At 62.1% G+C, this 14,058-nt stretch carries 4 protein-coding genes; all 4 read left to right on the top strand.

Annotation, left to right across the window (positions count from 1 at the left end):
• The first annotated feature begins 67 nt into the window (after positions 1 to 67).
• The 4 genes from BHQ40_RS18815 (at position 68) to BHQ40_RS18795 (ending at position 13,954) form a co-directional block, all read left to right on the top strand.
• Positions 68 to 1,117: an IS110 family RNA-guided transposase gene (locus BHQ40_RS18815; RefSeq protein ID WP_070157368.1), complete on the top strand. Its 1,050-nt coding sequence runs from the start codon at positions 68 to 70 to the stop codon at positions 1,115 to 1,117.
• 730 nt (positions 1,118 to 1,847) lie between these two features.
• Positions 1,848 to 4,229: a phosphoenolpyruvate synthase gene (gene ppsA / locus BHQ40_RS18805; protein WP_021243110.1), complete on the top strand. Its 2,382-nt coding sequence runs from the start codon at positions 1,848 to 1,850 to the stop codon at positions 4,227 to 4,229.
• Positions 4,230 to 4,525: 296 nt separating this feature from the next.
• Positions 4,526 to 5,539 (top strand): universal stress protein, encoded by a 1,014-nt coding sequence (locus BHQ40_RS25320; protein WP_021690817.1) that lies wholly within the window; start codon positions 4,526 to 4,528, stop codon positions 5,537 to 5,539.
• Positions 5,540 to 5,542: 3 nt separating this feature from the next.
• On the top strand, positions 5,543 to 13,954 hold the full coding sequence (locus tag BHQ40_RS18795) for a GH36-type glycosyl hydrolase domain-containing protein (RefSeq protein ID WP_021690816.1): 8,412 nt from the start codon (positions 5,543 to 5,545) through the stop codon (positions 13,952 to 13,954).
• The last annotated feature ends 104 nt before the right edge of the window (positions 13,955 to 14,058 follow it).

Here is a 14,058-nt window from a genome sequence, read left to right as displayed (position 1 = left end):
GGGGTGGTTGCCGTCCGCCCCTAACGGCATCGCGATGTGCCAAGATGGTGGCGTCAACAGCCACTTGATGGAAAGGACGGCAACCGTGACGAAGACTATCATGATCGGCGTGGATTTGGCGAAAAATGTCATCCAGCTGCACGCCGCAAGAATGACCGGTGAGGTCGAGTACCGCAAGCAACTGTCGCGCGATAAGTTCCGCCGATTCATGGCCGAGCAACCTCCTGCGGTTGTGGTGATGGAAGCTTGCGGCAGCGCAAATTACTGGGCGCGGGAACTCGGTCGGGTTGGTCATGCCGTGAAGCTGATCGCACCGCATTATGTCCGACCCTTCGTCAAACGGCAGAAGAACGACGCAGCCGATGCCGAGGCAATCGTCATCGCGGCGCAGCGGCCCGAAATGCGCTTTGTCGCTGCCAAGTCAGAAGAGCAGCAGGGGCGAGCGATGCTGTTTCGCACCAGGACCCGTCTCGTCCATCAGCGCACTGAGCTGATCAACATGCTTCGCGCTTTCCTCTATGAATTCGGCCATGCTGTTCCGCAGGGATTCCAGCAGTGTCGGCAGATTGAAGCGATCATTGAGGAGGCCAACAGCGACCTTCCAGAGATCGTTCGCTCAGAATGTCGTGAAGTCCTGGACCAGATTGCCGGGATGACGGCGCGAATTAAGTGCAGCGACGAGCGGATCAGGGCCTTGGCGGCTCGAACCGACACAGCGCGGCAACTACAGACAATGCCAGGTGTCGGCCCAATGACCGCTCTCGCGGTCGAAGCGTTCGCTCCGCCGATGGAGAGCTTCAAATCCGGCCGCGATTTTGCCGCCTGGCTGGGATTGGTGCCACGTCAGCATTCAAGCGGAGGCAAGGCCCGCCATGGGCGGATCTCGAAAGCAGGGCAGGCTGACATCCGGCGTCTCTTGATAATTGGCGCAATGTCTCGCCTGAACTGGATGGGCCGCAAATCTATCGTCGCTGGGTCGTGGCTCGCGAAGCTGAGTGCGCGCAAACCTCGAATGTTGGTGGCGATTGCCTTGGCCAACAAGATGGCACGCGCGATCTGGGCGATGCTCACCAGGCACGAGAACTTCCGAGATCCGGTGGTAGCAACCGTGGCTTGATCAAACCGCGATAGGCTGACACCGGTAACGGGGAGTAAGAAGGCGATGATTTGAATGGGAAAAAGATCGAACAGATCGGACCAGGAAAACCAGCCCTAGCACGTGAGCTTCCATGCTCGGAAAGTAGTTTTGGACCTGATCCGCGGATCACCATACCGGCCAGCGGTTTCTGAAATGCCGCACTCAAAGGCCTGACAGAAGACCGCGCTCGATTATTTGCTCATTCAAGCCCAAACCCTCTTGCGCAACGGACGGCAACCACAGAAGTGCTAGAGATCGCGCGAGCCCTGAAGGTTCTGCGCAGGCGCATCGAAGCGGCGCAGATCCCCTCATCGAATCCCGATGAGACGCTCAACATCGCCACCTGGAATAACCGCAGAACTATGTCCTGTATGATCTCGGCAAGCCGATTCTTGAGATATTCTTGAGATAAAGCGGCTGCGATATTGAGAGACTGGGCGATCAATTGAAAACATTTGGGATGAGTATGACGCCCGCGCCCGCAGCGGAATGATCATGCATTTGTGTTGCCCATGACCTGCTCTCGATCTTGGGCCATCCGGCCGGAGCTGATCCGGTCAATCTGATGATCGAGCTGAAGTCCATCGATACACTCAGGAGCCTTACGTAGTGACGTTGCCAGTCGGCGCGGTGATGGTGACCACAAAAGAGGTGGCTGGGTGAAACCTTGAGGCGGCCTCTGGCACCTTACGCAAGCTGGAGATGAGCTATGTCCAAGCCGATGATTTTGTGGTTCGAAGACATCGGTATCGCTGATGTGCCGGCCGTAGGCGGCAAGAACGCGTCTTTAGGCGAGATGACCGCGGCCCTCGCTCAGAAGGGCGTGAAGGTGCCCTCTGGCTTTGCCACCACTGCGGACGCTTACAGGGCGTTCGTTCACGACAATGAGCTTGCACCCCGCATTACGGAACATCTCTCCGCCTTCCACTCCGGCGGATGCACCCTTCAGGAAGCGGGGCAGGCTATAAGGAGTCTGTTTCTGGAAGCGGAAATGCCCTCCCATATCGCCGAGGAGATTGTGTCCGCTTATGCGGAACTTGGCCGGCGTACCGGCACAGAGCGTCCCGCCGTTGCCGTGCGCAGCAGCGCGACCGCCGAAGATCTGCCGGATGCGAGCTTCGCGGGCCAGCAGGAAACCTTCCTCAATGTCCGGGGCCGGGCCGCACTTCTGGCGGCCTGTCGTCGATGCTTCGCCTCGCTGTTCACCGATCGCGCGATCAGTTACCGCGATGCGAAAGGCTTCGATCATCTCGAGGTTGCGCTGTCGATCGGCATTCAGCAGATGGTCCGTTCGGACCTGTGCGGATCGGGCGTCATGTTCTCGATCGATACCGAAACCGGCTTTCCAAATGCTATCGTCATCAGCGCCGCCTGGGGGCTGGGTGAGACCGTCGTCCAGGGGAGCGTAAACCCGGACAGATATGTCGTATTCAAACCGCTTCTCGCGCAGCCGGGGACCGAACCGATCATCGACAAGGAGTTGGGCGGCAAGGCGTTCCGCATGGTCTATGGGGAAGGCGGAAGCCACCGTACGAGGATCGTCGAGACAACCGAGCAGGAGCGTCAGAGCTTCGTTCTCGATAACAGCGATATCGTCCAGCTCGCCCGGTGGGCCGTGGCGATCGAGGACCATTACCAGCGTCCCATGGACATGGAATGGGCGAAGGACGGCGAGACTGGTGAACTCTACATCGTCCAGGCACGCCCCGAAACGGTTCAGGCCCAGGCCAGCACCTCGACATTCCGGCATTACCGCCTCAAGGAGAAAGGCGACCCGCTATTGACGGGCGCGGCGGTGGGAACAGCCATCGCTGCTGGCAAGGCTTGTGTCATCCGGACCGCCGCCGACATCGCCCAGTTCCGGGACGGGTCTATTCTCATCACTGAGACGACCGACCCCGATTGGGTTCCGGTCATGAAACGCGCGGCGGGGATCGTGACCAATCATGGCGGCACCACCAGCCACGCCGCCATCGTCAGCCGCGAACTCGGTGTTCCCGCAATCGTCGGCACCGGAAACGCGACCGAGATCATTGCCGAGAACAGCGAGATCACGATCAGCTGCGCTAACGGTGACGTCGGAACAATCTACGCCAGCATACTCGATTTTTCCGTGACGGACGTGGATATCGGCTCCCTGCCGGCCACCCGGACGGACATCATGGTCAATATCGCGAACCCGGCGGCGGCATTCCAGTGGTGGCGGCTTCCTGCCCGAGGGGTCGGCCTTGCGCGCATGGAGTTCATCATCAACGCGCATATCAAGGTGCATCCGATGGCACTGGTTCACCCGGATCGCGTGAGCGCTGAAGCTCAGCGGCAAATACGCGATCTGACCAAGGGGTATTCCGACCCATCGGAGTTTTTTGTCGATGTCCTCGCGCGCGGCATCGCGAAGCTTGCAAGTCCCTATTACCCGCACCCCGCCATCGTGCGCCTGAGCGATTTCAAAACGAACGAATATGCGCACCTTGTGGGCGGCGACGCCTTCGAGCCGGATGAGGAGAATCCGATGCTCGGCTTCCGCGGCGCCTCGCGCTATTACGATGAACGGTATCGCGAAGGCTTCGCTCTCGAATGCCGCGCGCTCAAGCGGGTCCGGGAGGAACTGGGCTTCTCGAACGTCATCGTCATGGTCCCCTTCTGCCGCACGCCGGCCGAGGCGGATCGCGTGCTCGAAGCGATGGCCGAGAACGGTTTGCGCCGCGGGGAGAATGGGCTGCAAATCTACATGATGTGCGAGATACCCTCGAACGTCATTCTCGCCGAGCAGTTCGCTACGCGCTTCGACGGATTTTCCATCGGCTCCAACGACCTCACCCAGCTTGTGTTGGGTGTCGACCGCGATTCCGGGATTCTGGCCAATCTCTTCGATGAAAGAGACGAAGCCGTCACCCGCATGATCTCGGAAGCCATTCGCAACGCGCACGCGGCGGGCATCAAGATCGGCATATGCGGCCAGGGGCCGAGCAACCATCCGGACTTTGCGGCGTTCCTGGTTTCGGAGGGTATCGATTCCATGTCGCTCAATCCCGACAGCTTCGTGCGAACGATCAAGGCCGTCGCGGAGGCGGAGGGACAGTCGGGCTGAGCGCCGGGTGAAATGACACTGATGCGAGGTACAGGAAATTGCGTCTACCGGTGATGATCCGCCTGGGTTCACCCGCATATTGTCGCGCAATCGCGAGCTCGGGAAGGTTACCCGAGAACGTCGTCTGAGTCCGGCGGCATTCGTAAAAGCCCTAATGGCCCCATCCTGGAACCGCCGATAGCCTTTGAGTGCTGGCTGGAATCGGGGAACAGGGTCCGGCCAGATGACGTTGATAGCAACAGTCGGAATGAGCGCCGCCGGTAGCGGGGAGACGGACGGCAACAGGAGGTTTTCCTATGTCTGCCGTATCTGCCTTTCCATCCTTCTCCCAGCCCCGAATGTCCGCGAAGACATCCGGCGTCGTCGCGTGCATCGATTGCACCGATCGCAACGCGTGGATCTATCCACACGCTCTTGCTCTGGCTTCAACGCTCGACGTTCCGGTAACGCTGCTTCAGGTCTTGGACAGAGACGCGTCGCCCGACGCACGGCCTGACCCCATCGAGTGCAATCTTCGTCGCCGCGAGGCCATGCGGGTGCTCGATCGTTGTGCTGCGACGATCGAACCGTCCTCATCTCAAACGACCATTGAGCTCGCAGAAGGACCGGCGGCGGAGGAAATCTGCCGGTACGTGCGGGAGTGTGACGAAGGGATGGTCGTGCTGGGCAGGCGCGGACGAAAGGAAGCCGGCCGCGACGGCGTGGGGGGCACGGTCCACAAGGTGCTGTCCCAGGCACCAGGCCCTGTCCTGCTTGTTCCGGTGGAAGCGCCCGTCCCGGGTTCGGCCTATCGACGGATCGTGGTGCCGCTCGATGGCTCGCGCTGGGCCGAAAGCGTGCTGCCCCTTGCGGTGCGCCTCGCGAAGGCAGCCGACGCCGAGCTGCTGCTCGTTCATGTCGTCCCCACGCCCGAAATGATCCAGGCGCGACCCCTGGAAACCGAAGACGAGACGCTGCGCGAAAACCTGATCGAACGCAACGAGCAGGCCGCGCGCAGCTATCTGGATCGGACCAGGTCCAATCTTTCGGCGATGGGCCTTCGCGCTCGCGCGATTGTCATCCGTGGCGGCGACGTTCGCGACACGCTTTGCGCGTTGGTCGATCGCGAAGCGGCTGATCTCGCGGTGATGTCCGCACGCGGGCACGGGCATCAGCATGTCAGGGACGTCCCGTACGGAACGGTTGCCTCCTATCTGATGGCCCATTGCAGTGTCCCGATGCTCGTCCTGCCTTCGGCGAGCCGCAAGGCGCAAATGACTTCGCCTGCCGCCAGCCAGAGCGTGAGATTGCCAACGGCCATTCAGGTCTGATTGATGGCCGATTATGAGGAGCGCGATCCGCTCGCCGGGGCGGCGGAGGAGGTCGCCGACCGTCATCACCTGACAGGACTGCTCGGCAAGTCGGTGCCGCTGCCCGCATGGGCGCATCTCGAGGAGATGAAGACGTGGCTGAGGCAGGCCCGACAGGCGGCCGCCAAGGCCGACAAGCGCGCAGGCGCCGCGGCTGAATGGCTGCTCGACAACGATTATCAGATACAACGCGCCATCCTGCAGATCCGCGAGGATCTTCCCGAAGAGTTCTACGCGAAACTTCCGGCGATCTCCGGGGACGGGCTCGGTCGCCCTCGCGTGCATCAGCTTGCCCATGCCTTGCTGCAGGCTTCTCACCTGCAGGTCTCGCTGAATGGCGCGGTGCTGTTCGTAGAACAATATCAAAAGACGATGCCGCTCAGCATCGCCGAGACCTGGGCCTTCCCGACCATGCTGCGCATAGTCTGCCTGGAATTGCTCATCGGAGGTTTCAGCCACCTCTTCCCGGAGGTCGAGCCGCCCTTTGAGATCGTCGAGACGCCCGACACGGCGATGGTTGGTTTTGACGATACGGAATGCGTCGCGCGCGCAATCGCGAACCTTGGCGTGATCGCGACGATTCAATGGAACGACTTCTTCGATCGAACGAGCCAGGTCGAAGCCATCCTCCGGCGCGACCCGGCAGGCGTCTATCCACATATGGACTTCGATACGCGCGATCGATATCGCCATGCGGTCGAGCAGCTTGCCGACCAGTCGGGACTCCCGGAATGGGATGTCGCCGAGCGTGCCTTGCGCCAGTGCCATAGCAGCGACGAAGCGCCATCGGGCCATGTAGGCTTCTGGCTCATCGATATCGGACGGCCTGCCTTTGCCGACGCGATCGATCCTCGTCCATGGACGCCGGGCTCGATATTGCGACGCGCGCTGCGTTATCCAGGCCTGCTTTATGCAGCCGCCTTGCTGCTCGCGGGCCTTGCGGGCTTTGCTCTACCCGCAGCCTATCTGGTTTCCACCGGCGCCACCGCCGGATCCTGGCTTCTAGGGATCGCGCTCACCCTGCTACCCGCATCGATCCTGAGCATCACCTTCGTCAATTGGCTCGTGACCCACATCGTTCGGCCGAACGTACTCCCCAAGCTCGATTTCAAGGAAGGCATCCCCGAAAGTTCGGCGACGGCAGTCGTGATGCCTGTCTTGGTCGCGCGATTGTCGGACATCGCGCCGCTGCTTCGGCGCCTGGAGGCGCACCGCCTTTCCAATCCCGACGCCGCGCTCGAATTCGTGCTGCTCAGCGACTTCGCCGATGCATCACAGGAAAGTGTCTCGGTCGATGCCGATATCGTTCGCGCGCTGACCAGCGGGATCGAGGAACTCAACGCGCGCTTTGCCAATGCCAAGGGACGTGGGCCGTTCCATTTGCTGCATCGGCCACGACGGTTCAACGCGGCCCAGGGCTGCTGGATGGGCTGGGAGCGAAAGCGCGGAAAGCTTGAGCAGTTCAACGCCTTCATCCTGAACGGAGATGCGTCCCCCTTCAATGTGACCGTCGGCAGCATCGAACGGTTGCGGCGATGCCGTTTCGTGATGACGGCCGATGCCGATACCAGGTTGTCGGCCGGCATCGTCCGGCGACTGGTGGGGACGCTATCTCATCCCCTTAACCGCGCCCACTTCAACGCTGCGACCGGCGCGGTCGAACGAGGATATACGGTTCTTCAGCCGCGCGTTGAGCTGGCGCCGGAAGCGACCGGCCAATCCTTGTTTTCGCGCCTCTACGGGGGCGACACGACCATCGATATCTATTCGCGCGCCGTATCCGACGTCTATCAGGACCTGCTCGGCACAGGCGTCTACGTGGGCAAGGGCCTCTATGATGTGGCGGCCTTTCATCGGAGCCTCGAAGGGCGCGTTCCCGAGAATACACTTCTCAGCCATGACCTGTTCGAAGGACTGCACGGGCGAGCGGCGCTGGTCAGCGATGCGATCGTTTATGAGAGCTTCCCGACCAGCTATCTCGACTTCACCTGGCGCTGGCACAGATGGGTCCGTGGGGACTGGCAGATCCTGCCATGGCTCTTTCCCTTCGTGCCCGGCGGCGATGGCCGATGGCTGCGCAACCGGCTCGGCTGGTTCGATCGGCTGAAGATATTCGACAATTTGCGGCGCAGCATAATTCCAGCGAGTATTGTGGCGCTGCTGGTGGGTGGATGGTTTCTTCTCCATGGGCAGCCCTGGGTCTGGACCTTGCTTGCCGTCATCGCGCCCGGTGCATATCTCTTTACGGACCTCGTGACCGGCCTCGCGCAGGGCCGCCGCCGCGGCGTCATGCAGAACCTGCTGCGACGTCTGGCGGATCACGCGGGTCGCTGGTTTCTCGCTATCGTCTTTCTCGTCAGTGACGCGATGATAGCGCTGCATGCCATTGCCATCACCCTATGGCGTCTCCATTCGGGCCAAAGAAAGCTCGAATGGACGTCGGCCGCCCACATGGCGACGCGCAACGCGGCGCGACATCCGCGACTGGCGGCATGGCGTGACATGGCCGCCTCTCCGGTGTTCGCGCTGATCATCGGCGCGGGTCTGTTCCTTGCCGCGCCCGCTTCCCTGCCTGTCGCGGCTCCCCTGCTGCTGCTCTGGTTCATTGCGCCTGAGATCGCGATCCGGATCAGCCGTCCGATTGAGCCGGCAAAGGACACGCTGTCCGAAAACGATCGAAAGTTCCTGAGACTGATGGCGCGGCGCACCTGGCTCTTTTTCGAGACCTTTGTGCGCCCCGAGGACAACTGGCTGCCACCCGATAACTATCAGGAGCCGCCCGACGAGGAAATCGCGCACCGAACCTCGCCGACCAACATCGGAATGATGATGGTATCGGTCCTCACTGCCTGGCGCCTCGGACATATCGGCCTCAACGAGGTTGCGACACGGCTTCACAACACGCTCGATACGTTGGATCGCCTGGACCGCTACCGCGGGCATATTCTCAACTGGTACGAGACGAGAACGCTCGCGGCCCTGGAGCCCCGATATGTTTCGACCGTCGACAGCGGAAATCTCGCGGTCAGTCTGATCACCGTCGCGCGAGCCCTTCAGGAAGCCAGAAGCTTGCCACCGGTCGCCACGGATTTGTGGCGAGGGTTTGACGACAATATCGAGTTGCTCGCCGAAGCGATTGCGACGATCGACCTCGAAGCGGCCTCCGCCGCCGGCTCGATCCTTGAGGCTATGCGGGAAACCGCCCGCAGGATTGAGGAAGGGAGGCAAGACTGGGCCGAGAGGATCGACGATCTCCTGTCGACCGATCTTCCTCGCCTGCGCGAGCAGATTACCCTGATGGCCGAAAGCGTCGGCGAGGATGAAATCGCCTCCCTGCGGAATGTCCAAGCCTGGCTGGAGCGGCTCGAACATCATCTGTCCGGCATGCGGCGAGACCTTCGGCTGTTCTCGCCCTGGTGGGAGACGCTCGCGCCGCATCCGGCAGAGTGTTCGAACGTCGCGGCAAAAGTCGCCGACCTGTTGGCGAACGACCGGCTGCCGTCCACGCACGCGGGCGCCGCGGCAGCAATTGGCGTCCTCAATGCGGCGAGAGACCAGCTACCGGCGGAAAGCCGGCAATGGGCGCACGATCTCCAGGCGGTGATCGAGGAAGGCCAGGCGGCCCGGCAAGCGCTTCATGACCGCCTCGATGACCTCTCCAGTCGCGCTAACGCCGCCGCGCACGCCATGGACTTCTCGTTCCTGTTCGATGCCGGCAGCCGGCTCTTTCATATCGGCTACAATGTGAGCGCCGATCGAATAGATCCGCACCACTACGATCTGCTCGCCAGCGAAGCACGCCTCGCCAGCTTTTTCGCCATCGCGAAGGGCGACATAGAGCCTCTGCACTGGTTCCATCTCGGGCGGCCCATCACCAAGCAGCACGCAGGCCTGGCGTTGATATCGTGGAACGGCTCGATGTTCGAATATCTGATGCCGAACATCTTCCTGCAGAGCGATCCCCAAACCCTGCTCGGAATGAGTGACCGGACCGCGATTGCTATCCAGATCGCATTCGGGCGGTCACATGATATGCCTTGGGGTATTTCGGAGTCGTCCTTCGCATCGATGGGCGAGGACCGCGTCTACCGATATCACGCATTCGGCGTCCCTGCGCTCGGCCTCCAGCGAGGTCTGGGGCGCGATCTGGTTATCAGCCCCTATGCGACGGCGCTGGCGCTGACGATCCGGCCCGCGCTGGCGACGCGCAACCTTCAAACTCTGGCGGATCTTGGCCTCATCGGCCGATACGGATTTTTCGAAGCGGTCGACTTCACGCCCGAGCGGGCGCCTGACGGTGAACGCTTTGCCGTCGTGCGCTCCTACATGGCTCATCATCATGGCATGAGCCTTGCCGCGCTCGGAAACGCGTTGTGCGATGACATGCTCGTGCGCTGGTTCCACACCGATCCTCATATCCGCACCGTCGACCTGCTCCTTAACGAAAGGATTCCATGGGAGCTGCCGCCCGAGATCGCGCGGCTTGAGGTTCGTGAGCCACAGCCGGAACCCGACGAACTGATTCCGGGCCTTTACGGCTGGGCACCCACTCGGCGCCGTGGGGAGCACGCGTGGCAGATTCTCGGCAATGGCCGGCTTTCGAGCCGCATTCGGACAGACGGTGCAGGTGGGCTGAGCTGGAACCAGCATGCCCTGACCCGTGGGGACGCAGGTTTCTGGATCTATCTGCACGACCGGGATGCAGATGTTACCTGGTCGGCAACGGGCGGCCCCTTTTCTCGACCCGAAGACGCGCCGGAGGTGATCTTCCAAGCGCATCAGGTGGAGTTCCACCAGCGCGCCCACGGCTTGTCGGTCACGACAACGATCAATGTCGCCAATGCCGACGACCTGGAGATCCGGCGTGTCGCTCTTGTCAATGATAGCGATAAGCCCCGGACCATCGAAGTCACGGGCTACGCGCAGATCGTTCTGGCTCCGGCCCAGGACGCGGCGCGCCACCCTGCCTTCAGCAAGCTGTTCGTGGGGGCGGAAGCCTTGCCTGGCAATGACGGCCTGCTTTTCACGCGGCGGCCGCGCAGTTCGGCGGAACGTCCGCCCGTCCTGCTGACCCGTGTGATCGGGGATGAAGATGGCGTTACCCTGCTCGGTCTCGAAGCCGATCGCAGCGCTTTCATCGGACGATATGGGTGCCCCAGGCGGCCCGCATTGTTGACCGGGGAACTGCCTGGTGGCCCGCTCGGCTGGACGCTTGATCCGATCTGCGCGATCAGGATGACGGTGGAACTGCCTCCGCGCGCGCGACGTGAATTCGCCTTCGTCACCATTGCGGCTGGATCCCGGCAATCGGCCCTCGAACTTGCCGAGCGCTTTACCACCCTGCCGTCACTCGACTGGGCTGTGAGCGATACGGCAAGTGCGGCGGCGCGCGAGATGCACAAGCTGGGCCTGCAGCCGCACATCGTGCCGCAGGCGCAGGCGTTGCTGTCCACTCTTCTCACCAGAGCGGCAGAGCCGGGATCGGCCGGCGCGCGCACATTTCGGCGCGGGGACCTTTGGGCGCTCGGGATATCGGGCGACCATCCTATTTTGATGCTGCGTTCCGGAACCGCGGAGCAGCAGGACCTGCTTCGACAGCTTCTCTCCTTCCACAAGCTCATGCGGCAGCGTGGTATGCCGATCGACCTGGTGGTGACGCATGAAGGAACGTCGGGCTATATCGAGCCCGTCCGCGAGCGTCTTCTGGAAGTGCTGAAGGATGCCGGGCTACAGGATCGCCTTGGCACCCATGCCGGGATACACCTCGTCGGCATCGGTCCATCCGATGGCGAGCGGGCGGCGCTTCTCGATCAGGTTGCCCGCCTCATCCTTGACGAAGCCGGCGGCAGCCTAGTCGACCAGCTTGCGCGATACGACCAGCCGCCGCATCCGGGCCCTCTGTTCGCGCCGGTCGGGGCGAACTCCGGTACAATCATGACGGCGCCCGTACCGCGCCCGGCTGATCTGCAATTCGATAATGGGTGGGGAGGCTTCGATCCGGATACGGGCGACTATACTATCTATCTGGAACCCGGTGCGCCGACCCCTGCGCCCTGGGCCAACGTCCTCGCCAACGACGGCTTCGGGACGATCGTGACCGAGGGCGGTCTGGGCTTCACCTGGGCGATAAACAGTGGTGAAAACCGTCTCACGCCGTGGTTCAACGACCCTGTCGAAGATCCTCAAGGCGAACGCCTTTATCTGCGCGATGAGGAAAACGCACGGCTCTGGACGCCGACGCCGCTTCCGGCCGGTGGAGACACGGCATGCCGCATCGATCACGGCCCCGACCGTACGTCCTGGCACCGGCATAGCGAAGGCCTTGAACAGGAGCTCTCCGTCATCGTGCCGACGCACGACACCGTGAAGCTTGTCCGGCTTCGCTTGCGTAATCAGTTGCCGCGTCCGCGCCGGATCACGGCTACCTACTATGCCGAATGGCTGATGGGCGCTGTGCAAGGAGAACAGGCGCCCCTGCGCCGCTCATTCTATGATCCGATCTCGCACGCGATTCTCGGCCAAAATCCCTGGACCGACGAATTTGCCGACCGCATCTCCTTTCTTGCTTCGACACTTCCGGTCCACACGCTCACCACCTCACGCTACGATTTTCACGGCGATGACGCCGACCCCACCAGTCCCCTCGGACTTCTGAACTGGGATCTTGGTCACCGGCAGCATGCTGCCGGTGACGACTGCTGCGCCGCCCTGCAGGTCCATCTTGATATCCCGGCTGAAGGAACCGCAGAAGTTTGCTTTGTGCTGGGGCAGGGCGACGACCTGGATCACGCGCGTGACCTTGTCCGTCGCTGGCAGGACCCATCGGCCTTCGAGACCGCGGCGCGGGAGTGTGCCGGTTTCTGGAAGGACAGGCTGGACGCGGTGCAGGTCAAGACGCCCGATCCCGCCTTTGACCTGATGGTCAACCGGTGGTTGCCGCACCAGTCGCTCAGCGCCCGCATCCGCGCCCGCGCGGGCTTTTATCAGGCGAGCGGCGCTTTCGGTTTTCGCGACCAGCTGCAGGATGTTCTGGCACAGATCCATGTCGATCCGAATGCAACACGGCAGCATATCCTTGCCGCGGCTGCCCATCAGTTCGAGGAAGGCGACGTGCTGCATTGGTGGCATCCGCCATTGGATCGCGGCGTCCGCACGCGCTGCTCGGACGATCTGGTCTGGCTACCGTACGCCGTTGCTCATTATGTTGAGGCGACCGGAGACAAAACCATCCTGAGCGAGCTGGTTCCTTTTCTGCGGGCGCCCCCGCTCACGGCCGAAGAAACCGATCGCTATGCGCGTTTCGAGGTGAGTGACTACACGCAATCCCTGTTCGTTCATTGCGAGCGCGCGCTTTCCCACGCCTACCGCCTCGGGTCTCATGGCCTCCCGCTGATTGGTGCAGGGGACTGGAATGACGGCATGGATCGCGTGGGCAACCGGGGGCATGGCGAAAGCATATGGCTCGCCTGGTTTCTCATCGCGACCATCCGAAATTTCACGCGTCATTGTGTGGATGCGGACCGGAACGAGTTCCGCGACCATTGGAACGGCCGCGCAGAGACGCTCGCGGCCGCGGTGGAACGGTCGGGGTGGGATGGCGAATGGTATTTGCGCGCATTCGACGACGACGGCCGCCCATGGGGCGCGTCGGAAGAACAGGAATGCCGCATCGATTCCATCGCGCAGTCGTGGTCCGTATTGTCGGGTGCCGGCAAGGTCGAGCGTACCCGATCGGCGCTCGCTTCGGCCAGACGATATCTGGTTCGGGATGACGACAGTCTCGTGCGTCTGCTGGATCCGCCCTTTGACCGCACGCCGCGTGAGCCGGGTTATATCAAGGCCTATCCGCCGGGAATTCGCGAGAATGGAGGCCAGTATACTCACGCGGCAAGCTGGCTCGCGCTCGCGCTCGCGCGCACGGGGGATGGTGACGGGGCCAAGGCGCTCTTCGACCGGATCAATCCTATTCAGCATGCCGCGACGGCTCGCAGCGCCGCCCATTATCGAACCGAGCCTTATGTCGTGGCGGCTGACATTGCCGGCATGGAGCCCTACCTCGGCCGAGGTGGCTGGACCTGGTACACGGGTGCCGCAGCCTGGACATGGCGGTTGGCGGTAGAGGAGATTCTTGGCGTTCGGCTCGTGGGCGGCGAACTTCAGGTGCGCCCCGTCTTGCCCAGGGACTGGGAGAGCGTCGAATTGACCCTGCGGCGAGGCCGTGGATCTATTCATGTAACGATCGAGACGGATGATACTCTGGAGAGCGAAGAACCGGTAATCGAGGTTGAAGGGACGCTCTGGGACGCACGCGGAATCCCGTTCCCCGAGAACGATCATACGCGGATAGTCGTCGTGCGGGTTGCGCAGCGAGCCTGAAGAGCAATCCAGGACTGGGGCCAACGTGTATCCGGTGCTTTACGTAGCGCCCAGTGCTTCAGGCTCGGCTACAGGAACACTTCTCAACACCTTGTTGCCGGGGA

Origin of the sequence: Sphingobium phenoxybenzoativorans, assembly GCF_001757355.1 — a bacterium.
Classification (GTDB): Bacteria; Pseudomonadota; Alphaproteobacteria; order Sphingomonadales; family Sphingomonadaceae; genus Sphingobium; species Sphingobium phenoxybenzoativorans.
This window is presented reverse-complemented; position numbering and strand designations above follow the sequence as displayed.

What these genes read in the sequence shown, in the direction of transcription:
- BHQ40_RS18815 (WP_070157368.1), top strand. Translation starts at nt 68, where the DNA reads ATGGAAAGGACGGCAACCGTGACGAAGACTATCATGATCGGCGTGGAT.
- ppsA (WP_021243110.1), top strand. Translation starts at nt 1,848, where the DNA reads ATGTCCAAGCCGATGATTTTGTGGTTCGAAGACATCGGTATCGCTGAT.
- BHQ40_RS25320 (WP_021690817.1), top strand. Translation starts at nt 4,526, where the DNA reads ATGTCTGCCGTATCTGCCTTTCCATCCTTCTCCCAGCCCCGAATGTCC.
- BHQ40_RS18795 (WP_021690816.1), top strand. Translation starts at nt 5,543, where the DNA reads ATGGCCGATTATGAGGAGCGCGATCCGCTCGCCGGGGCGGCGGAGGAG.